Source organism: Ewingella sp. AOP8-B2-18 (assembly GCF_052376015.1).
Taxonomy (GTDB): domain Bacteria; phylum Pseudomonadota; class Gammaproteobacteria; order Enterobacterales; family Enterobacteriaceae; genus Ewingella; species Ewingella allii.
This window is the reverse complement of record NZ_JBQSVB010000012.1, coordinates 83,673-108,106: the sequence shown is the minus strand read 5'-3', so window position 1 is coordinate 108,106 and position 24,434 is coordinate 83,673. Positions and strand designations below refer to the sequence as shown.

At 53.1% G+C, this 24,434-nt stretch carries 19 protein-coding genes, 4 tRNA genes and 1 other RNA gene; 20 read left to right on the top strand and 4 right to left on the bottom strand.

Annotated elements, in window-relative coordinates; genetic code table 11:
* Window positions 1-40: 40 nt before the first annotated feature.
* Entirely contained in the window at window positions 41-922 is an 882-nt protein-coding gene (gene ilvY / locus ACT3RR_RS19645) for an HTH-type transcriptional activator IlvY (RefSeq protein ID WP_353504359.1), read from the bottom strand.
* 173 nt (window positions 923-1,095) lie between these two features.
* Between ilvY and ilvC the strand changes: the two genes are divergently transcribed.
* Entirely contained in the window at window positions 1,096-2,571 is a 1,476-nt protein-coding gene (gene ilvC, locus ACT3RR_RS19640; protein WP_485903871.1) for a ketol-acid reductoisomerase, read from the top strand.
* Window positions 2,572-2,778: 207 nt separating this feature from the next.
* On the opposite strand, the gene ppiC is transcribed toward ilvC, so the two are convergent.
* Complete coding sequence (gene ppiC, locus ACT3RR_RS19635; RefSeq protein WP_154148082.1) at window positions 2,779-3,060, bottom strand: peptidylprolyl isomerase PpiC; 282 nt, start codon at window positions 3,058-3,060, stop codon at window positions 2,779-2,781.
* Between the two features lie 175 nt (window positions 3,061-3,235).
* On the opposite strand from ppiC, the gene rep reads away from it, so the two are divergent.
* The gene (gene rep, locus ACT3RR_RS19630) at window positions 3,236-5,254 is read left to right on the top strand and encodes a DNA helicase Rep (protein WP_496200956.1); all 2,019 of its coding nucleotides are present in this window, start codon (window positions 3,236-3,238) and stop codon (window positions 5,252-5,254) included.
* Between the two features lie 70 nt (window positions 5,255-5,324).
* Here the strand turns inward: rep and gppA are convergent, their stop codons facing one another.
* Window positions 5,325-6,830 carry a guanosine-5'-triphosphate,3'-diphosphate diphosphatase gene (gene gppA, locus ACT3RR_RS19625; RefSeq protein ID WP_353504362.1) on the bottom strand — a complete coding sequence of 502 codons (1,506 nt, stop codon included), beginning with the start codon at window positions 6,828-6,830 and terminating at the stop codon, window positions 5,325-5,327.
* A 6-nt stretch (window positions 6,831-6,836) separates the two neighbouring features.
* Window positions 6,837-8,135, bottom strand: coding sequence for an ATP-dependent RNA helicase RhlB (gene rhlB / locus ACT3RR_RS19620; protein WP_353504363.1), 1,299 nt, complete (start codon window positions 8,133-8,135; stop codon window positions 6,837-6,839).
* Between the two features lie 118 nt (window positions 8,136-8,253).
* Between rhlB and trxA the strand changes: the two genes are divergently transcribed.
* The 18 genes from trxA to ACT3RR_RS19530 all read left to right on the top strand — a co-directional run bounded on the left by trxA (window position 8,254) and on the right by ACT3RR_RS19530 (window position 23,913).
* Window positions 8,254-8,580 carry a thioredoxin TrxA gene (trxA, locus tag ACT3RR_RS19615; RefSeq protein ID WP_353504364.1) on the top strand — a complete coding sequence of 109 codons (327 nt, stop codon included), beginning with the start codon at window positions 8,254-8,256 and terminating at the stop codon, window positions 8,578-8,580.
* A gap of 417 nt (window positions 8,581-8,997) precedes the next feature.
* The gene (gene rho / locus ACT3RR_RS19610; protein ID WP_013577536.1) at window positions 8,998-10,257 is read left to right on the top strand and encodes a transcription termination factor Rho; all 1,260 of its coding nucleotides are present in this window, start codon (window positions 8,998-9,000) and stop codon (window positions 10,255-10,257) included.
* 280 nt (window positions 10,258-10,537) lie between these two features.
* Window positions 10,538-11,617 carry a UDP-N-acetylglucosamine--undecaprenyl-phosphate N-acetylglucosaminephosphotransferase gene (gene wecA, locus ACT3RR_RS19605; protein WP_496200955.1) on the top strand — a complete coding sequence of 360 codons (1,080 nt, stop codon included), beginning with the start codon at window positions 10,538-10,540 and terminating at the stop codon, window positions 11,615-11,617.
* A 40-nt stretch (window positions 11,618-11,657) separates the two neighbouring features.
* Window positions 11,658-12,716 (top strand): ECA polysaccharide chain length modulation protein, encoded by a 1,059-nt coding sequence (wzzE, locus tag ACT3RR_RS19600; protein WP_496200954.1) that lies wholly within the window; start codon window positions 11,658-11,660, stop codon window positions 12,714-12,716.
* A 73-nt stretch (window positions 12,717-12,789) separates the two neighbouring features.
* Window positions 12,790-13,920: a non-hydrolyzing UDP-N-acetylglucosamine 2-epimerase gene (gene wecB, locus ACT3RR_RS19595; RefSeq protein ID WP_353504367.1), complete on the top strand. Its 1,131-nt coding sequence runs from the start codon at window positions 12,790-12,792 to the stop codon at window positions 13,918-13,920.
* The gene (gene wecC / locus ACT3RR_RS19590; RefSeq protein WP_396132681.1) at window positions 13,917-15,179 is read left to right on the top strand and encodes a UDP-N-acetyl-D-mannosamine dehydrogenase; all 1,263 of its coding nucleotides are present in this window, start codon (window positions 13,917-13,919) and stop codon (window positions 15,177-15,179) included. The genes wecB and wecC overlap by 4 nt, the downstream gene beginning before the upstream one ends.
* Window positions 15,180-15,200: 21 nt before the next feature.
* Entirely contained in the window at window positions 15,201-15,899 is a 699-nt protein-coding gene (gene rffC, locus ACT3RR_RS19585) for a dTDP-4-amino-4,6-dideoxy-D-galactose acyltransferase (protein ID WP_496200953.1), read from the top strand.
* A 4-nt stretch (window positions 15,900-15,903) separates the two neighbouring features.
* Window positions 15,904-17,034, top strand: coding sequence for a dTDP-4-amino-4,6-dideoxygalactose transaminase (rffA, locus tag ACT3RR_RS19580; RefSeq protein ID WP_496200952.1), 1,131 nt, complete (start codon window positions 15,904-15,906; stop codon window positions 17,032-17,034).
* A gap of 1 nt (window position 17,035) precedes the next feature.
* The gene (gene wzxE, locus ACT3RR_RS19575; RefSeq protein ID WP_496200951.1) at window positions 17,036-18,286 is read left to right on the top strand and encodes a lipid III flippase WzxE; all 1,251 of its coding nucleotides are present in this window, start codon (window positions 17,036-17,038) and stop codon (window positions 18,284-18,286) included.
* Window positions 18,283-19,371 carry a TDP-N-acetylfucosamine:lipid II N-acetylfucosaminyltransferase gene (locus ACT3RR_RS19570; protein WP_496200950.1) on the top strand — a complete coding sequence of 363 codons (1,089 nt, stop codon included), beginning with the start codon at window positions 18,283-18,285 and terminating at the stop codon, window positions 19,369-19,371. Before wzxE ends, ACT3RR_RS19570 begins: the two co-directional genes overlap by 4 nt.
* Window positions 19,368-20,750, top strand: coding sequence for an ECA oligosaccharide polymerase (gene wzyE, locus ACT3RR_RS19565; RefSeq protein WP_496200949.1), 1,383 nt, complete (start codon window positions 19,368-19,370; stop codon window positions 20,748-20,750). The genes ACT3RR_RS19570 and wzyE overlap by 4 nt, the downstream gene beginning before the upstream one ends.
* Window positions 20,747-21,487, top strand: a complete 741-nt coding sequence (gene wecG / locus ACT3RR_RS19560) for a lipopolysaccharide N-acetylmannosaminouronosyltransferase (protein WP_353504373.1) — start codon at window positions 20,747-20,749, stop codon at window positions 21,485-21,487. The genes wzyE and wecG overlap by 4 nt, the downstream gene beginning before the upstream one ends.
* A 247-nt stretch (window positions 21,488-21,734) precedes the next feature.
* The gene (gene thrP, locus ACT3RR_RS19555; RefSeq protein ID WP_353504374.1) at window positions 21,735-23,129 is read left to right on the top strand and encodes a bifunctional threonine/serine APC transporter ThrP; all 1,395 of its coding nucleotides are present in this window, start codon (window positions 21,735-21,737) and stop codon (window positions 23,127-23,129) included.
* 143 nt (window positions 23,130-23,272) lie between these two features.
* A tRNA-Arg gene (locus ACT3RR_RS19550) sits at window positions 23,273-23,349 on the top strand.
* A 71-nt stretch (window positions 23,350-23,420) separates the two neighbouring features.
* Window positions 23,421-23,496 (top strand) — tRNA-His (locus ACT3RR_RS19545).
* A 31-nt stretch (window positions 23,497-23,527) separates the two neighbouring features.
* Window positions 23,528-23,613, top strand: a tRNA-Leu gene (locus tag ACT3RR_RS19540).
* Between the two features lie 59 nt (window positions 23,614-23,672).
* Window positions 23,673-23,749: transfer RNA gene (locus ACT3RR_RS19535), tRNA-Pro, on the top strand.
* 34 nt (window positions 23,750-23,783) lie between these two features.
* Window positions 23,784-23,913, top strand: a non-coding RNA gene (locus ACT3RR_RS19530) — RtT sRNA.
* Window positions 23,914-24,434: the final 521 nt, after the last annotated feature.

Below are 24,434 nucleotides of genomic sequence, written 5' to 3'. Positions count from 1 at the left end.
TGGCCCTTTTTACTTGTCCTTTTTCTGTCGCAAAACAGGTTTATAACAGTTGCCAGAAGGCGTCGATGAGCGGCTCCTTAAGACGCTTCTTCTGTACGCACACGCCTAGCTCTAAGGGTGAGCCAAGCGTCACATTTTCCAGCACGGTAATGCGGTTTCTCACCGGTTCGGGGCTATTCTCTAGCACTACGTCAGGCAGCAGGGCAATGCCGCAGCCGAGGGCAACCATTGAGACGATGGCTTCGTGGCCGGACACTGTGGCGTAAATGAGTGGGTTTATCAGGCGATTACGTTTAAACCAAATGTCGATTCGCTTACGCGCCGGGCCGTGCTCCGGCAGGATAAACGGGATTTGCGACCAATCCGGATGAGGCTCGCTGGTTTGATTTCGCACCGCGCAGGGTAATGACGGGGCGATGAGGATCATCGGGATTTCGCCAATTTGGATGAAATCGACGCTGGATGGCAGGTTTTCTGGATGCCCGGCGATACCCAAGTCGGCTTCGGCAGACTGCACTTTCTCGACCGCGTCTGCGGCGTCGCCGGTGGTGAGTTTGATTTCTACCAACGGATGCTGGGCGCGGAATCGATCAAGGATAGGCGGCAGATGGCTATATGCCGCCGTCACGGAACAAAAGAGTCGCAACTCGCCACTCAACGAGGGCCCGTGCTGGTCGAGCGAGTGACGCAGCTGCTGGTACTGCAACAACGTCTGCTGAGCAAAGTTTCGAAGCTGCTCCCCCGCGCTGGTCAATTGTACCGTGCGGTTATCACGTTGAAACAGCGGCTGGCCCAGCTCTTCCTCCAGGCGCTGAATCTGGCGAGAAAGGGTCGAGGGGCTGACATGCATTGCCTTGGACGAACGCCCAAAATGGCGGCTTTCGGCCAGATGTAAAAAGAGTTTGAGATCGCGAAGATCCATGCGCGGTTTCCCCAATGTGAGTCGGAACAGCATGTTGCATATTCTGCAACGTCATCTTCTCAATATATCAATTTAAGCAACACAGTACATAACATATAGTAATTTCATCGCGTTCACCCAAAACCGGTGAACCACACATAACAACATCCTCAGAGAAAGAACGGAGTATTACGATGGCTAACTATTTCAACACCTTGAACCTGCGCCAGCAGTTAGAACAATTGGGCAAATGCCGCTTTATGGGTCGCGACGAATTCGCTGATGAAGCGAGCTACCTGAAGGGTAAAAAAGTCGTGATTGTGGGTTGTGGCGCGCAGGGCCTTAACCAAGGTTTGAACATGCGTGACTCCGGTCTGGATGTTTCTTACACCTTACGTGCTGAAGCTATCGCAGAAAAACGTGCATCATGGCGTAAAGCGACAGAAAACGGCTTCAAAGTAGGGACTTACGAAGAGCTGATCCCACAGGCTGACCTGGTTATTAACTTGACGCCAGACAAACAGCACAGCTCCGTTGTTAAAGCCGTTCAGCCCCTGATGAAAGATGGCGCAACTCTGGGTTACTCCCACGGCTTCAACATCGTTGAAGTTGGCGAGCAAATTCGTAAAGACATCACCGTCGTGATGGTTGCTCCAAAATGCCCGGGTACCGAAGTGCGTGAAGAGTACAAACGCGGTTTCGGCGTTCCAACTCTGATTGCCGTTCACCCAGAAAACGACCCGAAAGGCGAGGGTATGGCTATTGCGAAAGCATGGGCTGCGGCAACTGGCGGTCACCGTGCGGGCGTTCTGCAATCTTCTTTCGTTGCGGAAGTTAAATCTGACCTGATGGGCGAGCAAACCATTCTGTGCGGCATGTTGCAGGCCGGTTCTCTGCTGTGCTTCGACAAATTAGTCGCTGACGGCGTTGATGAAGCTTACGCAGAAAAACTGCTGCAATTCGGCTGGGAAACCGTGACCGAAGCCCTGAAGCAAGGCGGTATTACGCTGATGATGGACCGTCTGTCCAACCCGGCTAAACTGCGTGCTTACGCGCTGTCTGAGCAGCTGAAAGGCATTATGGCTCCACTGTTCCAGAAGCACATGGACGACATCATCTCCGGCGAATTCTCTAGCGGCATGATGGCTGACTGGGCTAACGACGATAAGAAATTGCTGACCTGGCGTGAAGAGACTGGCGCGACGGCATTCGAAAACGCACCGCAGTTTGAAGGCAAAATCGCTGAGCAAGAGTACTTCGACAACGGCGTTCTGATGATCGCTATGGTTAAAGCAGGCGTTGAGCTGGCATTCGAAACCATGGTGGCTGCTGGTATCATCGAAGAGTCTGCTTACTACGAATCTCTGCACGAGCTGCCGCTGATTGCGAACACCATCGCGCGTAAACGCCTGTATGAAATGAACGTGGTTATCTCTGACACCGCCGAGTACGGCAACTACCTGTTCGCTAACGCCGCAGTGCCATTGCTGAAAGAGTTCATGACGACGCTGCAAGCTGGCGATTTGGGTAAATCTGTTGCAGGCACCAACGTTGATAACGCGCAGCTGCGTGATGTTAACGAAGCCATTCGCAATCACCCAATCGAAGCTGTGGGTCACAAGCTGCGTGGGTATATGACGGATATGAAGCGTATCGCCGTCGCAAGCTAATATCCTTCATCCTTCAAGCTGCGGGGGTGTTGGCTGCCCTCAGTAACCCGAATCACTTACTTGAGTAAGCTCATCGGTTTACTTCGGTTGCCGCCTACCCGCAACTCGAATGATTTTGGATAGCTCAGCATTAGACGGGTATGAATGAAAAAAGGGCACTGCATGAAAATGCGGTGCCCTTTCTTTTTACTGCGCCGAAACGAAAACTCAGTTGCGATACAGGATCTTAATGATGTGGTAGCCGAACTGGGTGTGCAGCGGGCCTTGTGGCTCGATCAGTGGAGCGGAAAATACCACTTTATCGAAAGCCGGGACCATTGCGCCCTGTTTGAACTCGCCTAAGTGGCCGCCTTTTTTGCCTGACGGGCAAGTAGAGTGTTTCTTAGCCAGCTTCTCGAAATCGCCACCGTTTTTCAACTGGGCCAGAATTTCTTGTGCTTGAGCTTCTTCCTTCACGAGGATGTGCATTGCTGCGGCAGTTTTCGCCATGATAAGACCTTTTTACGAGAGAGTTTCCAGAGGCGTAATGTAACACCTGCAAGCGGCCAAGTGGAATCCAGCCTGTGTTCCATAGATGCAAATTGGGCGCTAAAGCCAGTCAATCTCAGCTTCTCTTTCTGCTACAATCGCCCTCCTTGTCCATCAAGTGAGCAAAAAACAGGTCATGCGATTAAACCCTAGTCAACAACACGCCGTCGAATTCGTAACCGGACCTTGCTTGGTTCTGGCCGGCGCTGGTTCCGGTAAAACCAGGGTGATCACCAATAAAATCGCACACTTGATCCGTCAATGTGGGTATCAGGCACGTCATATTGCCGCCGTAACCTTTACCAATAAAGCCGCGCGTGAGATGAAAGAGCGCGTAGCGCAAACGCTGGGTCGTAAAGAAGCGCGCGGGTTGATGATTTCAACCTTCCACACCTTGGGTCTGGAGATCATCAAAAAGGAATATGCCGCGCTCGGCATGAAATCTAATTTCTCCCTGTTTGATGACCAAGACCAGTTAGCGCTGCTCAAGGAGCTGAGCGAGAAGTGGCTGGAGCAAGATAAAACGCTGCTGCAACAGCTGATCTCGACGATCTCCAACTGGAAGAACGATCTGGTTGATCCAGCCCGCGCCGCCGATCTGGCGCGATCGGAGCGCGACAAGATCTTCGCGCTCTGCTATAGCCTTTATCACGACCACATGCGCGCCTGTAATATTCTCGATTTTGATGATTTGATTCTGCTGCCGACCTTACTTCTGCAACGCAATGAAGAGGTGCGGGAACGCTGGCAGAACAAGCTGCGCTACCTGCTGGTGGATGAATATCAGGACACCAACACCAGCCAGTACATGATGGTGAAATTGCTGGTGGGCAGTCGCGCGCGCTTCACCGTGGTGGGGGATGATGACCAGTCGATTTACTCCTGGCGCGGCGCCCGTCCACAGAATCTGGTGCTGCTCAAAGAGGACTTCCCTACGCTGCAAGTGATCAAGCTGGAACAGAACTACCGCTCGTCGCAACGCATTCTCAAAGCCGCCAACATCCTGATTGCCAATAACCCACACGTGTTTGAGAAGCGTCTGTTCTCCGAGCTGGGCTATGGCGAAGCACTCAAAGTCATCACTGCCAATAACGAAGATCACGAGGCGGAAAGGGTGGCGGGCGAGCTAATTGCCCATCACTTCATGAATAAGACTGACTATGGTGACTACGCCATTCTGTACCGTGGCAACCACCAGTCGCGGCTGTTTGAAAAGATGCTGATGCAAAACCGCATTCCTTATCGCATCTCCGGCGGCACGTCATTCTTCTCGCGGCCTGAAATTAAAGACCTGCTGGCCTATTTACGCGTGCTGACCAACCCTGACGATGACAGCGCGTTCTTGCGCATTGTGAACACGCCGCGCCGTGAGATTGGTGCGGCAACACTGCAAAAGCTGGGGGAGTGGGCGAATCAGCGCAATAAAGGCTTATTCAAAGCCAGCTTCGACATGGGATTAAGCCAATATCTCACCGGCCGCGGGCTGGAGTCATTGCAGCGCTTCACCCATTGGATGGGAACCATCGCTGACCGTGTTGAGAGAGAGCCGGTGGCCGCCGTGCGCGACTTAATCCACGGCGTGGATTATGAAAGCTGGCTGTTTGAAACCTCGCCAAGCCCGAAAGCCGCAGAAATGCGCATGAAAAACGTTAACCAGCTCTTTAGCTGGATGACGGAAATGCTCGAAGGCACCGATCTCGACGAGCCGATGACGCTAACTCAGGTGGTGACGCGCTTTACCCTGCGAGACATGATGGAGCGCGGCGAAAGTGATGAAGAACTGGATCAGGTTCAACTGATGACCCTCCATGCCTCGAAAGGTCTGGAATTCCCCTACGTCTTTTTGGTCGGGATGGAGGAGGGGCTGCTGCCTCACCAGAGCAGCATCGATGAAGACAATGTTGATGAAGAGCGCCGCCTTGCCTATGTGGGGATCACCCGCGCGCAGAAAGAGCTGATCTTCACTTTGTGCCGCGAACGCCGTCAGTACGGCGAGCTGATCCGCCCCGAGCCGAGTCGTTTCCTGCTGGAGCTTCCGCAGGATGACCTTGAGTGGGAAACCGAGCGTAAAGTGGTGAGTGCGCAAGAGCGTATGGTCAAAGGGCAGAGCCACCTGGAGAAGATCCGCGCTCAGCTGGCAAACGCCAAAAAATAGCAGCTCGCAAAACAGCAACAAAAAAGGCGACCTGGGTCGCCTTTACTATTTTACGTCACTTCAGAGCCAATCAGACAGCTGGCTTACCACTCTCTTCGATGAACAACGGCCAGTGGGCGTAACTCTGCCAATGGCTCTCCTGCTCTAACTCTTCTGCGCGCAGTGGATGCTGCTCCAGCCAACCATGAGGGACAATCACGTTCAAATCGTCCTCGTTGGCGCGCAGGCGCACGGCCGGAAGCGTGTCATCGCGACGACGGCTGGCAAAGATAATCGCCAGTCGCAAGATGCGACATAAACGCTGGGCCTGGCGCGGCGGTACGGCGTTTTGCTGGCTGAGCAGAGGCAAATCTAATGCCTGACTCTGGTTCTGCAACAGCGTTGCCAGCAGCTTTTTCTGGGCGGGAGTAAAGCCTGGTAAATCCAAATGGCGAATTAAATACGCGGCATGATGCGGAGCTTGCCTGAAGTCGACGCTGAGGCCAATTTCATGGATCAGGCAGGCGCTGTTCAACAGCTCCCGAGCACGGGCATCCAACTGCCAGCCACTGGCGACTTGCAGCGAGAAGTTCTCCGCCAGTTGCGCGACGCGGTTAGCCTGTTCACTGTCTAGCAGATAGCGACGCTGGAGGTTGCGTAAGGTGCGCTGGCGAATATCTTGCTCGATAGGCAAGTGCAGCATGCCATACACCAAACCTTCGCGAAGCGCGCCGCCAGCAAGGGTCATGGTTTCGATATTGAGAGCTTTGAAGATGGCGATAAGAATCGACAGGCCGCTTGGGAAAACCAGAGCACGTTCCAGCGTTAAGCCTTCAATCTCTAGCTCTTCAAGCTTGCCGCAGAGGATAGCGCGCTGTTTCAGCTGTTGCAGCTTGGCGAGGGTGATGCGTTCATCCATGCCCTGAGCCACCATGATTTCCTGCAGCGCCTGAACGGTGCCTGACGCGCCAACACAAATCTGCCAGCCATTGGCCAATAGCCGAGGCGCAACCGGGGTGATCATATCGAGCGCGGCTTGTTCCGCTTTGTCGAAATTCTCTTTACCCAGATTACGATCGCCAAAGTAGCGTTCAAGCCAAGTGACGCAGCCCATCGACAAGCTGATGAGCGCCGTGGCCTGTGCGCCAGTTCCGGTGACTAATTCCGTGCTGCCGCCGCCGATATCAACCACCAAACGCTGATCGGGGCCGCCGGTGGTGTGTGCCACGCCGTGATAAATCAGGCGAGCTTCTTCTTCGCCAGCAATAACCTGAACCGGACAACCGAGGATTTCCTGCGCTTTTTGCAAGAATTCATCGGCGTTACTGGCTAAACGCAAGGTTGCCGTGGCGACCACGCGAATTTGATCTCGAGGGATATCCTGCAGGCGCTCTGAAAACAGCTTCAGACATTGCCAGCCGCGCTGCATGGCTTCCTGAGAAAGCAGGTTGTCTTTATCAAGGCCGGCGGCCAGACGGACTTTGCGTTTTATCTTCGCCAGCGTCTGAATGCTGCCTGCCACCTCACGGACAACCAGCATGTGAAAGCTGTTCGAGCCTAAATCGATTGCGGCATATAATGAGGTGGAGCTCAGCATAGTAAATCAGCCCGTGCGTTTACGGTTATTATTGCGAGGCGCGCTGCTGCGGCGTGATGAAGAATTGCTGTTGCGACGCTGACCGTTGTTTCCAGTACGGGAACGGGCCAAACGTTTTGGTGCAGGCAAGTCAGTCAACAGGGCATCGCTATTGTATTTGCTAACCGGAATACTGTGGCCGGTGTAAGTTTCAATCGCCGTCAGGTTTAGCGCATATTCTTCGCAAGCCAGACTGATAGAGTGACCACTTAAGCCAGCACGGCCGGTACGGCCAATACGGTGAACGTAGTCTTCACAGTCGTCAGGCAAGTCGTAGTTGAATACGTGCGTAACGGCTGGGATATGTAAACCACGGGCAGCAACGTCGGTGGCGACCAGAATATCCAGCGTACCGGCTGTGAAATCTTCCAGCACGCGCAGGCGTTTCTTCTGCGGCACATCACCCGTTAACAAACCTACGCGATGACCATCGGCAGCCAGATGGCCCCAGACGTCTTCACAGCGATGTTTGGTGTTGGCGAAGATGATGCAGCGATCTGGCCATTCTTCTTCAATCAGCGTCTGCAGCAGGCGCATTTTTTCTTCATTTGAAGGGTAGAACAGCTCTTCTTGAATTCGGTGACCCGTTTTCTGTTCCGGTTCGATTTCAATCGACTCGGCGTTATTCATATTTTCGAACGCCAGCTCTTTCACACGGTAGGAAAGGGTTGCTGAGAACAGCATGTTAAGGCGTTGGTTAGCCGGCGGCATGCGGCGGAACAACCAGCGGATATCTTTGATAAAGCCGAGATCGAACATACGGTCAGCTTCATCGAGAACCACAACCTGAATGGCGCCTAAATCGATGTAGTTTTGCTTGGCGTAATCAATCAAGCGGCCGGTAGTGCCGATGAGAATATCAACGCCACTTTCCAGGACTTTTAATTGTTTGTCATAACCGTCGCCGCCATAGGCTAGCCCCAGTTTCAAACCGGTGGACTCGGAAAGTGCTTCTGCATCCGAGTGAATTTGCACGGCTAATTCGCGGGTCGGTGCCATGATTAAGGCACGTGGCTGATTGGTCTGGCGACCTTCAGCAGCCGGGTTAGAAAGCAGATAATGGAAAGTAGACGCTAGAAAAGCCAGCGTCTTGCCGGTACCGGTTTGCGCCTGACCTGCAACATCACGCCCAGCGAGCGTGATTGGCAATGCCAATGCCTGAATAGGAGTACAGTAATGAAAGCCTTTCTTTTCAAGGGCTTCAACTGCAAGCGGGTGCAGGGCGAAGTCGGAAAACTTCTGTTCGGTCAAGTGTGTTTTGCTCATAGTGTGGTAGAATATCAGCTAACTATTGCTTTACGAAAGCGTATCCGGTGAAATAAAGTCAACCTAATGTTGGTTAATGCTACATCAACAAGGTAAAGATAATCCTTTGGAGTAGAACATGAGCGATAAAATTATTCACCTAACCGATGACAGTTTCGGCAATGATGTATTGAAGGCCACAGCGCCGGTTCTGGTCGATTTCTGGGCTGAATGGTGTGGTCCTTGTAAAATGATCGCTCCGATTCTGGATGAGATTGCCACTGAGTTCGAAGGCAAGCTGACCATCGCGAAGCTGAATATCGATGAAAACCCAGGTACAGCACCTAAATACGGCATCCGTGGTATTCCTACGCTGCTGTTATTTAAAGATGGTGAAGTCGCTGCAACTAAGGTTGGCGCACTGTCTAAAAGTCAGTTGAAAGAATTCCTGACTGCAAATCTGTAATCGGTCGGGATGACCCACTCCAGGTGTTTAGCGGGCTGACGTGTTTTTCATATTGTCCGCTAGACGCCTGTCAATAAGCGTGTTAAGTTTACTCTCACTGCAAATAGAGCTTACCTGTAGTTTGATTCTAACGTTTTACTCTGTGTCAAAAACATCTGCCTAGACCTATAAAGTCGCTTTTATAACAATAACTTTAATCGGCACTGTGCTTTGACAATCTAACGGTTTTGACAAAATCGGCTTTAAGACACCTTCAAATATCAGTCTTCCCATCTTGAATAGCCCGCGTGCGACTGCCTGTGGCCTATATTCAGAAACTGCTAATTGAGTGTCCTACACAAACAGGCATGGATGACCCTGCCATACCCATTCACGACAGATGTTCGAGACATACCCCGAGTTTAAGAACCCACCATTATGAATCTTACCGAATTAAAGAACACGCCGGTCTCTGACCTGATTGCACTCGGCGAAAATATGGGGCTGGAAAACCAAGCCCGTATGCGCAAGCAAGACATTATATTTTCAATTCTGAAGCAACATGCGAAAAGCGGAGAAGACATCTTCGGTGATGGCGTACTGGAGATATTGCAGGATGGATTTGGTTTCCTCCGCTCTGGAGACAGTTCCTACCTCGCCGGTCCCGACGACATCTACGTTTCTCCAAGCCAAATTCGCCGCTTCAACCTCCGTACTGGAGACACCATTTCCGGTAAAATTCGTCCCCCTAAAGAAGGCGAACGTTATTTTGCCCTGTTGAAAGTTAACGAAGTTAACTACGACAAACCAGAAAATGCCCGCAGTAAAATTCTTTTCGAAAACTTAACCCCGTTACATGCAAACTCCCGTTTGCGTATGGAACGCGGCAACGGCTCCACCGAAGATTTAACCGCTCGCGTACTCGACTTAGCTTCTCCAATTGGCCGTGGCCAGCGTGGCCTGATCGTGGCACCGCCGAAAGCCGGTAAAACGATGCTGCTGCAAAATATCGCCACCAGCATTGCTTACAACCATCCTGATTGCGTACTGATGGTGCTGCTGATTGACGAGCGTCCGGAAGAAGTGACAGAGATGCAGCGTCTGGTTAAAGGCGAAGTGATCGCCTCTACCTTCGATGAGCCAGCCTCTCGCCACGTGCAAGTTGCAGAAATGGTTATTGAGAAGGCGAAGCGCCTGGTTGAGCACAAGAAAGATGTCATCATCTTACTGGACTCCATCACGCGTCTGGCTCGTGCTTACAACACCGTGGTGCCTGCGTCCGGTAAAGTGTTGACGGGTGGTGTGGATGCTAACGCCTTGCACCGTCCAAAGCGCTTCTTCGGTGCGGCACGTAACGTGGAAGAGGGCGGCAGCCTGACTATCATCGCTACGGCGCTGGTGGATACCGGTTCTAAAATGGATGAAGTTATCTACGAAGAATTTAAAGGTACCGGCAACATGGAACTGCATCTCGCGCGTAAAATCGCTGAGAAACGCGTCTTCCCGGCTATCGATTACAACCGTTCTGGTACCCGTAAAGAAGAATTACTCACCACTTCTGAAGAGCTGCAGAAAATGTGGATCCTGCGCAAAATCATCCATCCAATGGGTGAAATTGACGCGATGGAATTCCTCATTAATAAGCTCGCGATGACCAAAACCAATGATGATTTCTTCGACATGATGAAACGTTCATAATTTGACGTCAATTTGTTGTAAAAGTCAGCTAACGCCACGCTAATCCGTGGCGTTTTTCGTTTATGGCGGCTACGATATGGCAACTTCTGAAAAGAGATACATTTAGGATAAGCGCCGATAGTCTTTCAGCGACTCTTTCTCTACCCTGCCTGGCGATTAGGAAAAGACATATTTATCGGTTAAAGACCCTAATTGTCACCAAAGGATATGACACTAAGGCTATGAGATTTTATGACGTTGGCCATCAGCAGCCTTATCTATTTGCAGAGATCTGTTTACTGTGAACATACTCAATATGAGTACTGAACTCTTCATTATCTTCTTATTTTCTTTAGCCTTTTTATTTGTGGCTCGAAAAGTTGCCAAGAAAGTCGGCTTAGTTGATAAACCTAATTACCGTAAGCAGCACCAAGGTTTGATCCCTCTGGTGGGTGGCATCTCTGTATTTGCCGGGATCTGTTTCACTTTCCTGATCACTGATTACCCTATTGCCCATAGCTCGCTTTATCTCGGATGCGCGGGATTGCTGGTATTTGTCGGTGCAATGGACGATCGCTTTGATATCAGTATTAAAATTCGCGCATTAGTGCAGGCATTGGTCGCGATAGTGATGATGTACTCCGCCGGACTGATTTTGAAGGATTTGGGCCATATTATCGGGCCTTGGGCCATGGTATTGGGGCCGTTTGGCTATCCTATTACGCTATTTGCCGTATGGGCGGCCATTAACGCATTCAACATGGTCGATGGTATTGATGGGCTGCTCGGCGGGTTATCGAGCGTAACCTTCGGCGCAATGGGCATTGTCATGTATAGGAGTGGGCACATGGAGCTGGCTCTGTGGTGCTTCTCCATGATTGCTGCAACATTACCCTATATATTGCTCAATCTCGGCGTTTTCGGCCCAAGGTATAAAGTCTTTATGGGGGATGCCGGCAGTACATTAATCGGTTTCACTGCCATTTGGATTTTGCTGCAAAGCACTCAGGGCGTTGCTGCGCCAATGACCCCGGTAACGGCACTGTGGCTTATTGCTATTCCCCTGATGGATATGATTGCCATTATGTACCGCCGTCTCCGCAAAGGTATGAGCCCTTTCTCGCCGGACAGGCAGCATATCCACCATCTTATAATGCGTGCGGGCTTTAGCCCTCGGCAGGCGTTTGTATTAATTACATTGGCCGCCGCGTTGTTGGCCGCCATTGGCGTAATTGGTGAAAATCTCGGGTTTGTACCTGAATGGTTAATGTTGATACTGTTCCTGCTGGCATTTTTATTTTATGGCTACTGCATTAAACGTGCATGGCGGGTAGCTCGCTTGTTGAAGCGGATTAAAAGACGTCTTCGCCACGCACAGTGATGTTATCAATCAGTCATTATTTAGAGGTTTGAAAGCTTTGATGAAGTCAGAGACGAAAGTAACCGAGGTTCAATCCATCGATAATGAGCTGGATATTCGTGGCTTATGTTGCGCTCTTTGGAGCGGAAAACTGTGGATTTTAGGTATTGGGCTGCTGTTTGCCGTTATCGCCTTGGGTTCCTCCTATTTAATGAAGCAGGAGTGGAGCTCGACGGCGATCACCGATCGGCCAACGGTTAACAACCTCGCTTCTTATTTTTCTCAGGCGCAGTTCTTACGCAATCTCGATACGCGCAATGCGGTAGCCCCGCTGGGCGTCCAGCCAACGATTTCTGACGACGCCTACAGCGAGTTTGTGATGCAGCTGGCTTCCTACGATACGCGTCGCGATTTCTGGCTGCACAGCCCTTATTACCAGCAGCGTAAAGAGGGCGACGCGCGTGCCGATGCTGCCCTGCTCGATGACATGATTAGCGACATTCAGTTTACCGCAAGAGATGCGCTGAAAGTGCCGAACGACAGCGTGAAACTTACCGCCGAAACCTCCGCTGATGCCAATAAACTGCTGCGTGAATATGTTAATTTCGCCAGCAAGCGCGCGGCGCAACACTTGTTTGACGAGCTGCAAGGCGCATGGGCTGCCCGCACCCAATCGATGAAAGCACAGGTTAAGCGTCAGGAAGCCGTCGCCCAGTCTATCTTCCAGCGCCAAACCAACAATACTGAGCAAGCACTAAAGATAGCCCAGCAGCAGAACATTAATAGCAGCCGTACTGATACCCCAGCCGAGCAATTGCCGAACTCCGACATGTTCCTGTTAGGCGTGCCAATGCTCAAGGCGCGTGCGGAATTACTGCAAGCCTCGGGGCCAAGTTACGACCTCGACTATGACCAAAACCGAGCCATGCTTGCGACGCTAAATGTTGGGCCTACATTGACGGCCCATTTCCAGACTTACCGCTACCTGCGTACCCCTGAAGAGCCGGTGAAACGCGACAGTCCGCGCCGAGCTTTCCTGATGATCATGTGGGGTGCCGTTGGCGCATTGGTAGGTGCTGGCATTGCATTGGCGAAACGCCGGAGCCGCACAGCCGCGTAACTCATTTAATAAAGACGATATTTCGTCTGGCCGGTAGGAACGCACCCGGCCTAACCGAAAAGAGAGACTCATTGTGAAAGTGTTGACCATATTCGGCACACGACCAGAGGCCATCAAAATGGCCCCTTTACTGCACGCGTTGGCTCAGGATGATGCCTTTGAGTCAAAAGTCTGCGTCACGGCGCAGCACCGTGAAATGCTCGATCAAGTCCTGCATCTGTTCGGTATCGTACCTGATTACGATCTTAATATTATGCAGCCAGGGCAAGACCTGACCGAAATCACCAGCCGCATTCTTCTGGGTTTAAAGCCAGTACTTCAGGACTTTAAGCCAGATATCGTTTTGGTCCATGGCGATACCACCACCACTTTTTCCGCCAGCCTGGCCGCGTTTTACCAGCAGATCCCCGTCGGGCATGTTGAAGCCGGTCTGCGCACCGGCGACCTCTCTTCGCCGTGGCCTGAAGAGGCGAATCGGCGGCTGACGGCGCACTTGGCGAAGTGGCATTTTGCCCCGACGGAGACCTCCCGCGCCAACCTGCTGCACGAATCTATTGATGCTGACGACATCTTTGTCACCGGTAATACGGTGATCGATGCCTTGCTGTGGGTTCGCGACCGCGTGCAGGGCGATGCGGCGCTGATCGAAAAGTTGGCGGCCCGCTATCCGTTTATCGATGAAAATAAGAAGCTTATCTTAGTCACCGGCCATCGTCGGGAGAGCTTTGGCGGCGGTTTTGAGCGGATTTGCAATGCGCTTGCCGACATCGCGTTGAAGCACCCTGAAGTGCAAATTGTCTATCCGGTCCATCTCAACCCGAATGTGAGTGAGCCGGTTAACCGCATCTTGCATGGCATTGATAATGTCATCCTGATTGAACCGCAAGATTATCTGCCTTTCGTCTATTTGATGGATAAGTCCTACCTGATCCTGACCGATTCTGGCGGTATTCAGGAAGAGGCACCGTCGCTTGGCAAACCGGTGTTGGTCATGCGTGAGACGACCGAGCGGCCGGAAGCTGTCAGCGCTGGGACGGTTAAATTAGTCGGAACAGAAACGCAAAAAGTGATCGAAGAAGTGACCCGTTTGCTCAATGACGAAAATGCCTACCAAAGCATGAGCCGGGCGCACAATCCTTACGGCGACGGCGAGGCTTGCCGTCGTATTTTAGACGCACTGAAGAATTATCGAGTATCACCATGAGCTTCCATACGATTTCCGTCATTGGGCTGGGCTACATCGGATTGCCGACGGCCGCGGCCTTTGCTTCGCGCCAGAAAAAAGTCATTGGCGTAGATATCAACCAGCACGCGGTCGATACCATTAATCGTGGTGGCATCCACATCGTCGAGCCTGACCTCGACGCGCTGGTTAAGCAGGCCGTTGATGAAGGTTTCCTTGAAGCATCAACCCGCCCTTATCCTGCCGATGCTTTTTTGATTGCGGTGCCAACGCCGTTTAAAGGCCAGCATCAGCCGGATTTAAAATATGTTGAAGCCGCCGCGCGCTCCATTGCGCCGGTGCTGAAAAAGGGCGATCTGGTGATTCTCGAATCGACCTCGCCGGTTGGCACGACCGAGCAGATGGCCGAATGGCTGGCAGAGTGCCGCCCTGATTTGAGCTTCCCGCAGCAAGAGAGCGACCGCGCTGATATCAATATTGCCTACTGCCCTGAGCGCGTATTGCCCGGCCAGGTGATGGTTGAATTAATTAAAAATGACCGTGTAATTGGCGGAATGACCGCCGTGTGCTCTCAGCGCGCCTGCGATTTGTACAATATTTTTCTACAGGGTGAGTGCGTGGTGACCAACTCGCGCACCGCTGAGATGTGCAAGCTGACTGAAAACAGCTTCCGCGACGTCAATATCGCTTTCGCCAATGAGCTGTCGCTGATTTGCGATGCGCAGGGTATTAACGTTTGGGAGCTTATCGCGCTGGCCAACCGCCATCCGCGCGTTAACATTTTGCAGCCCGGTCCCGGCGTTGGCGGCCACTGTATCGCGGTTGACCCCTGGTTTATCGTGGCGCAGAACCCCGAGCAGTCGAAGCTGATCCGCACCGCGCGCGAAGTTAACGACAGCAAGCCGCACTGGGTGGTGGATCGGGTGAAAGCTCAGCTTGCCGACTGCCTTACCGCCACCGGCAAACGGGCATCAGAGATTAAAATTGCCTGTTTCGGTTTGGCTTTCAAACCGAACATTGATGATCTGCGTGAAAGTCCGGCGGTGGAAGTCAGCAAACTTATTGCTGACTGGCACGCTGGTGAGACGTGGGCCGTCGAGCCTCACGTGCATCAGCTTCCCGCGTCGCTGAGCGACAAAGTTACGCTGCATTCATTGGACGACGCGCTGAAGAATGCCGATCTGCTGGTCATGCTGGTCGATCACAAAATCTTTAAAGCGATCCCCGCCGATCGGGTTAAACAGTCCTGGATTGTTGATACCAAAGGGGTTTGGCGCTGATCATCTTGGCCGGAGGTAAGCATGAGTCTTTGTGGAACGCTCGAATTTCTTGAATGGGAAAGCGATTTTTTCCATCTGCGAACGGCAAAGTTTCACGCTGACCCTGGCTCGCCTCCTCTGGACGTCGCGCACCTCTCAGGCTTTGAGTTGGTGCAGGCCAAGATAGGCGCGAATGACGTGGCGGCGCTGAATGCGCTTCAGGCCGCAGGTTTCCAGTTCGCCGAGGGCGAGATTGATGTTTGCATCGCGCTCAATGGTGGTGCCGACTCCGTTAGCGCGGCTACCCCGGCCTTAGAATCCGATATCCCACAAGTCACCGCCGCCGCCACGGCCGCTTTCTCCCTCAGCCGTTTCCGCGCTCCCTGGTATCAGGCCGGGGATAGCGCGCGTTTCTACGCAGTGTGGGCCGAGAAGGCCGTGCGAGGCACTTTTGATCATCAGTGTTTGCTGATTAAAAACGCGCAAGGTGACTTACAAGGCTTTGTCTCACTGCGAGAAATTGGGCCGGGTGAGGCGCGAATTGGCCTGCTGGCGGTGTTGCCCGAGTGGCAATCCTGCGGCATTGGCAAGCAGTTGATGGCCGCCGCCAAGCAGTGGTGTGTGGCGAAGGGTTTGTCGCATTTGCATGTCGCAACCCAAACGGGCAACGTCGCGGCCCTTAATCTCTATCTCGCCAGCGGGGGGAAAATCACCCGCTCGGCATATTGGTTGTACAGGTGAAAATATGATCCCTTTTAACGCCCCTCCGGTTTTCGGTACTGAGATTGATTACATGCGCTCGGCGATGAGCAGCGGGAAAATGTGTGGTGACGGCGGGTTTGGCCTGCGTTGCCAACAGTGGTTTGAGCAGCGTTTTGGCAGCGCGAAAGTTCTGCTGACCCCGTCATGCACTGCGTCGCTGGAGATGGCGGCGCTGCTGCTGGATATCAAAGAAGGCGACGAAGTGATCATGCCAAGCTTCACCTTCGTTTCCACGGCCAATGCTTTCGTGCTGCGCGGCGCGAAAATCGTCTTTGTCGATGTGCGCCCAGACACCATGAACATTGATGAAACGCTGATTGAAGCGGCGATCACTGACAAGACCCGCGTCATCGTGCCGGTGCATTACGCGGGCGTGGCCTGTGAGATGGACACCATCATGCAGCTGGCCGAGAAATATAACCTGTTCGTGGTGGAAGATGCCGCGCAGGGCGTGATGTCGACCTATAAAGGTAAGGCTTTGGGGGCGATTGGCCACATTGGCTGTTTTAGCTTCCATGAAACCAAAAACTACACGGCGGGCGGCGAGGGCGGGGCGACGCTTATCAATGATAAAGCGCTGATTGAACGCGCTGAGATCATTCGCGAAAAAGGCACTAACCGCAGCCAGTTCTTCCGTGGGCAAGTGGACAAATATACCTGGCGCGATATTGGCTCCAGCTACCTGATGTCCGACCTACAGGCGGCCTACCTGTGGGCGCAGCTGGAAGCGGCCGAGCCAATTAACCAGCGCCGTCTGGCCCTGTGGGATAACTACCACAGCGCTTTACAGCCGCTGGCACAGGCCGGGCGCATTACGCTTCCGGCCATTCCAGAGAGCTGTGTGCACAATGCCCACATGTTCTATCTGCGCCTGAACGATATCACCGAGCGCGACGCCTTTATCGCCCATATGAAAGCGGCCGATATTCTGACGGTGTTCCACTATATCCCGCTGCACACCAGCCCTGCCGGGCTAAGCTTCGGCCGATTCAGTGGCGAAGACCGTTTTACGACGCCAGAAAGCGAGCGTCTGGTGCGTCTGCCGTTGTTCTATAACATGACCGACGACGTGCAGCAGACCGTGATCGCCACCATGCTGAAATACTTCGCCTGATATGTCACTGGCAAAAGCATCGGTATGGACGGCTGGCTCGACGCTGATAAAAATTGCGGCGGGCCTGCTGGTGGTCAAGCTGTTGGCAGTCGCCTTTGGCCCGAGCGGCGTGGGGCAGGCGGGGAATTTCCGCCAGATGGTGACGGTGCTCGGCGTGCTGTCCGGGGCCGGGATTTTCAACGGCGTCACCAAGTATGTCGCAGAGCACCAGCATGACCCTGCGCGCTTAAAGGAGGTACTGGGCACGGCTTCCAGCCTGATCCTGTTTTTCTCTACCGCGCTGGCCTTGGTGTTTCTGCTGGCCGCCGCGCCGATAAGCATCGGGCTTTTTGGTCACGACAGGTATCAATCGGTAGTGCGCGCCGTGGCTTTTATCCAGATGGGCATCGCCTACGCCAACTACTTCCAAGCCATCCTGAAAGGTTATCGGGACGCGCAAGGCAATGCGCTGGCGGTGATCGGCGGCAGCCTGATTGGCCTGCTGGCCTATTTACTCTGCTTCAAGCTCGGTGGCTATGAAGGTGCGTTGGCGGGGTTGGCGTTGGTGCCGGCTCTGGTGGTGCTGCCTGCCGGAGTGATGCTCTGGCGGCGTAAGCCTTTTCCACTGCACTTCCTGCGTGTAGGTTTTGATCGCGCCATTGCCAGCCATCTGGGCAAATTTACCCTGATGGCCCTCATCACCTCAGTGACCCTGCCGGTGGCTTATGTGATGATGCGAAACCTGCTGGCGAAATATTACAGTTGGGATGAGGTGGGGATTTGGCAGGGCGTGAGCAGCATTTCAGACGCCTATTTGCAGTTCATCACCGCTTCTTTTAGCGTCTATCTGTTGCCGACGCTGTCGCGACTGACGGATAAAGAGGCGATTTCCCACGAAATTGTTAAATCGCTGAAGTTTGTTATTCCCGCCGTGGCCTGTGCCAGCTTTATGGTTTGGCTACTGCGTGATTTCGCGATTTGGCTGCTGTTCTCTCACCAGTTCACCGCCATGCGCGACCTGTTCGCCTGGCAGTTGGTCGGCGATGTGCTCAAAGTCGGCTCCTATGTGTTTGGCTATCTGGTGATTGCCAAAGCCTCATTGCGCTTTTATATATTGACCGAGATTAGCCAGTTCGCGCTGCTAACGGCTTTCTCCCACTGGCTCATCCCATTAAAGGGTTCTCTTGGCGCTGCGCAGGCCTACATGGCGACTTACATTGTCTATTTCGCCCTGTGCAGCATCGTTTTTGTTATTTACCGTAGACGAGCATGACGACGCTGATTCACGTTTTGGGATCTGATATCCCGCACCATAATCTTACCGTTTTGCGCTTCTTCAATGACGTGCTGGCGGAGCAATTGCCGCCGGAGCAGGTTCGACGCTTTATGGTGGCGGCCGCCGATAAATCAGCCTTTGGCGAGTTTACCCGGCTGAATATCGAGGTCTATCAGGATAAGAAAGCGCTGGCGCAGGCGGTGATTGCCCAAGCGCAGGCTAACCGTCAGCAGAAGTTCTTCCTGCACGGGCAGTTCAACCCGACGCTGTGGCTGGCGCTGCTGGGCGGCAAAATCAAAGCGCGTCAGGTGTGCTGGCATATCTGGGGCGCGGACCTCTATGAAGCCTCCGGCAGCCTGAAGTTCCGCCTGTTCTATCTACTGCGCCGTTTGGCTCAGGGGCGCGTGGGCCACGTGTTTGGCACTCGCGGCGACCTGAATCACTACCACCAGCGGCATCCTCGGGTGGCCTCATCACTGCTCTATTTCCCGACGCACATGGACCCGGCGCTCACCCAGCCAGCCGAACAGCCTGCACCGTCCGGGCCAATGACCGTGCTGGTGGGCAACTCCGGCGATCGCAGTAATCGCCACATTGAAGCACTGAATTCGCTGCATCAGCAGTTTGGCGCGGAGATTAAGGTGATTATCCCCATGGGCTATCCGGCGGATAATCAGCAATACATTGAACAGGTTAGAGCCGCCGCGCTGGGCTTATTCCCGGCAGAGAATGTTGAGTTACTGACCGACGCCATGCCCTTCGATGCCTATCTCAACCTGCTGCGTCGCTGCTCGCTGGGCTATTTCATTTTCGACCGCCAGCAGGCGATTGGCACTCTTTGCCTGCTGATTCAGTTCGGCGTGCCTTTCGTGGTCAGCCGTAAAAACCCGTTCTGGCAGGATCTGGCGGAGCAACACCTGCCGGTGCTGTTTTACGGCGATACCTTGGATAGCGCGACAGTGGCCGAGGCCCGCCGCCAATTACTCAGCGCCGATCGGCAGAATATCGACTTCTTCAACCCGAACTACATTGCGGGCTGGCAGCAGGCAATCGAGCTGGTAACGGGCGGAGCGGCATCATGACGCTGACCCAGTTTGGCGGTCTGAGCCTGGTTTACGCGCTCTCTCTGATTTTTATTCTGACGCTGACGTACAAAGAGTTTCGCCGCGTCAGATTTAACTTCAACGTCTTCTTCTCCATGCTTTATCTGCTGACATTCTATTTCGGCTTCCCGCTGACCTGCCTGTTGGTGTTTCGTTTTGATGTCAAAGTGGTGCCGGTCGAGAATCTGCTGCAAGCTATGCTGGCGGCCACCTGCTTCTACGGCATTTACTACGTCTGCTATAAAACGCGTCTCAGGGCGCGGTCTGACAAGCCCCGCGTGCCGATTTTCACCATGAATCGGGTGGAAACCCACCTGACGTGGATGCTACTGGCGCTGGTGGCTATCGTGACGGTGTCTATCTTCTTCCTGCACAACGGTTTTCTGCTGTTTAAGCTTAAGTCTTACAGCCAGATTTTCTCTAGCGAAGTGTCGGGCGTGGCGTTAAAACGCTTCTTCTACTTCTTTATCCCCGCCATGCTGGTGGTCTACTTCCTGCGCCAAAACAGCCGCAGCTGGCTGTTCTTCTTGGTCAGCACCGTGGCTTTTGGGCTTCTCACCTATGTGATTGTTGGCGGCACGCGGGCCAACATTATCATCGCCTTCGCCTTATTCTTGTTTATTGGTATTGTGCGCGGCTGGATTTCCCTGTGGATGCTGGCGACGGCGGGCGTGATGGCGGTGGTCGGCATGTTCTGGCTGGCGCTAAAACGCTATGGCATGAATGTGAATGGCCCCGAGGCGTTCTACACCTTCCTCTATCTGACTCGCGACACCTTCTCTCCTTGGGAAAACCTCGGGCTGCTGCTGCAAAACTACGACAAAATCAGTTTTCAGGGGCTGGCGCCGATTGTGCGCGACTTTTACGTGTTTATCCCAAGCTGGCTGTGGCCGGAACGCCCGGCGGTGGTGCTGAACTCGGCCAACTACTTCACCTGGGACGTGCTGAATAACCACTCTGGTTTGGCGATTTCACCGACCCTAATCGGCTCGCTGGTGGTGATGGGCGGCGTGTGGTTTATCCCGCTCGGCGCGGTGGTGGTGGGGTTAATCATCAAATGGTTCGACTGGCTCTATGAGTTGGGCAAAGCCGAGACCAACCCCTATAAAGCCGCCATTTTGCAAAGCTTTTGTTTCGGCGCGGTATTCAATATGATCGTGCTGGCGCGCGAAGGGGTGGACTCTTTCTTCTCCCGCGTGGTGTTTTTCTGCCTGATTTTTGGCTTGTGTCTGGTGGTCGCAAAATTACTCTACTGGATGTTTGATGCCATCGGGCTTATCCGCCCACGCCGCGTGCTTGACCATGCTTCAACTAAAGGGAACCCAACGACGCCCGCGTCGTCGCAGGAATATTCATGATTTCAAATAACAACATCCCAACGTATTCCATTCGCGGCATAAATTTATGCGGCTTTTACGATATGGACCACTTTATCAATTACCTGTTCGACGGTCCGCAGCTGAAAACTGGCTCTCTGGTGGCGATTAACGCCGAAAAAGTGCTGACCATGGAAAGCCGCCCCGACATCGCCGAGCTGATTAATCAGGCGGATTACAAATATGCCGATGGCGTCAGCATTGTGCGTTCTATTCGTCGGAAATACCCTGCAGCCAAGGTTTCGCGTATCGCAGGAGCCGACCTGTGGGAAGGCTTAATGCAGCGCGCCGGGCAGGAGGGGACGCCGGTATTTTTGATTGGCGGCAAGCCCGAGGTGCTGGAGCAGACCAAAGCCAAGCTGCGGGCGCAGTGGAACGTCAACATTGTTGGCAGTCAGGATGGATATTTTACGCCGCAGCAGCGCGAATCGCTGTTGGAACAGGTGAAAGCGTTACAGCCGGCAATTGTCACCGTGGCGATGGGGTCGCCAAAGCAAGAGATCTTGATGCGCGACTGCCAGCTTGTTCACCCTCAGGCCTTATATATGGGGATTGGCGGCACTTACGATGTGTTCACCGGCCATGTGAAGCGCGCGCCGAAAGTCTGGCAAAAGCTCGGCCTTGAGTGGCTGTATCGCCTGATTCGCCAGCCAAGCCGACTGGGCCGCCAATTAAAACTGCTCAAATATCTGCGCTACCACTACACCAACCAGCTCTAATTCCCGCTTTGCGTCGCGGTTTTTTCACTATCGCGGCGCGCCACCTCTCGTTTTTCCTGCCCATTTGCCGATTATTGCAGCGCCCGTTGTCAACCGAGGCGCAGCTTCTCAATTCGTGGTTTGCAACTGATCACAAAATGCGAAACCATACTGCCCGTTTTAACTCCCGAGCGGGAAAAGCAGACTATAAAAATAACATTCCGGGCAATCCGGAAGGCAAACACAATAACGATAACATTGAGGATTTATGGCAAGTAACGAGGAAAAAGGTGGTCTACACCGAGGGCTAGAAGCCCGTCATATAGAGCTGATTGCCCTGGGCGGGACAATCGGCGTGGGTCTGTTTATGGGGGCGGCGAGTACGCTGAAATGGGCAGGACCTTCGGTTTTACTGGCTTATATTCTGGCCGGGGTGTTCGTCTTCTTCATCATGCGCGCGATGGGCGAAATGCTGCATCTCGAGCCGGTCGCCGGTTCCTTTGCAGTTTATGCGCACAAGTATCTCGGGCCTTACTATGGCTATCTGACCGCGTGGAGCTACTGGTTCATGTGGATAGCGGTGGGCATCTCTGAAATCACGGCCATTGGCGTTTATGCGCAATATTGGTTCCCAGACTTACCCCAGTGGATACCGGCGATTGCCGCCGTGGCTATCGTCGCTGCGGCCAATCTGGCGGCGGTTAAGCTCTACGGCGAGTTTGAGTTCTGGTTCGCGCTGATCAAAATCACCACCATTATTGTGATGATCGTGGTGGGGCTGGCGGTGATTTTCTTTGGCTTCGGCAACCATGGCCAGCCCATTGGCTTTGGCAACCTGACGGCGCACGGCGGTTTCTTTGCCGGCGGCTGGAAAGGCTTCCTGTTCGCCCTGTGTATCGTGGTGGCGTCCTATCAGGGTGTCGAGCTGGTGGGTATCACTGCCGGTGAGGCCAAGAACCCGCAGGTGACGCTAAAGCGCGCCATCAATAACATCCTGTGGCGTATTCTGATTTTCTACGTCGGCGCAATCTTCGTCATCATCACTATCTTCCCGTGGAATGAGATGGGCACCCACGGTAGCCCGTTTGTGCTGACCTTCGCCAAAATCGGTATCACGGCGGCGGCGGGGATTATTAACTTTGTGGTGCTGACGGCGGCGCTGTCGGGCTGTAACAGCGGGATGTACAGCTGCGGGCGCATGCTCTACGCGCTGTCGAAGAATCGTCAGGTTCCGGCGTTTCTGGGGAAAGTGTCGAAAAGCGGCGTGCCGGTGCATGGCATCACGGTGTCTATCGCGGTGCTGGTGGTAGGGTCATGCCTGAACTACGTCATTCCCAACCCCGAGAAAGTGTTTGTGTATGTCTACAGCGCCAGCGTGCTGCCGGGCATGGTGCCGTGGTTTGTGGTATTGGTCAGCCAGCTGCGTTTTCGCGAGGCGCACAAAGAGAAGCTGAAAGACCATCCGTTTAAATCGATACTGTTCCCTTACGTCAACTATCTGACGCTGGCATTTTTGGCCTGCGTGCTGGTCGGAATGGCGATAAACCCCGATACGCGGGTATCTTTGCTGGTAGGCGGTATTTTCATCGCGGCGATCAGCTTGATATACTTCGGGCTGGGGATGCACAAGCGAGCATCTCTACCGGCAGAAAGCCTAAAATAACGTCGTAAGTCATGGGTGGGGAAGGTAAGACGCCTACTTTTAATGCGTATTGGACAAAGAGCAATCAAACGCAACTTTTCCAATAAAAAGCACTAGACAGGGTGGCATTAAAACCGTAGTATCCCCACCCGCAACGGCGCTAAGCGCCCGTAGCTCAGCTGGATAGAGCGCTGCCCTCCGGAGGCAGAGGTCTCAGGTTCGAATCCTGTCGGGCGCACCATTAAGTTTGCGCTAGAGTTGCGGTGGTACTGTTTGATGTTGAACAGTTCACGTGTGGAAGAGTTTGAAATGGTGGCTATAGCTCAGTTGGTAGAGCCCTGGATTGTGATTCCAGTTGTCGTGGGTTCGAGTCCCATTAGCCACCCCAAATTTTTTAAATGATTTTGTGAATGTGACATGCGATGGTGGCGGAATTGGTAGACGCGCTAGCTTCAGGTGTTAGTGTCCTTAGGATGTGAGGGTTCGAGTCCCTCCCTTCGCACCACACACAAAACGCATTTAAATGATGCTGTTAGCATTAAAAAGTAGTAAGATGCACGACATCGGCGAGTAGCGCAGCTTGGTAGCGCAACTGGTTTGGGACCAGTGGGTCGGAGGTTCGAATCCTCTCTCGCCGACCAATTTAAGAAACCTGCTTTTTTAAAGCAGGTTTTTTTTCGTCTGAAGTAAATGAGGATGAGAACCTCCGAAGGAGGTTTGAGCCGAGCGAAGCGAGACCACGTTGCTTTAGCAACGGCCCGTAGGGCAAGCATCGAAGATGCGCGTAATCCTCTCTCGCCGACCAATTCGAAGAAACCTGCTTTTTAAAGCAGGTTTTTTTTCGTCTGGAGTTTATCAATTCCCTCTTTCCAACTCTTGTCTCCCTTCAGCAACATCCATACCTATGCTTGTCGCTATCCGGTGACACTTAATTCATTGAAATTTATGGTCTTATAGAGCACTTGAGAAGGGTGTCGTTTGCCAGCAACACTTATTTCATTTAAGTCGGGGATTGGCTTAGGGGGAGGTTCAGCGCGCAAAGGCGTGAGAAAATTTATCTCTTATAAATTCATCTAAAATCAAAATGATAAATATTTATTGAGTCAATTGGAGATGATTTTTAGAATTGTGGCACGCAATCTGCAATAATTACTGCGTAGATGCTCATTCCACCTCCTATGTTTGCCTTAGGGCTTCATAAAACTGGGAATGACGCAGAGCCACTTTATAGTGCCTATTGTCTATCTGACCGATAAGCGCCTCTCATCAGGCATTTATCAACCAGCAGGCAAATCGTTGAGTGAGGCACTCCCCTGTTGTCTTAGA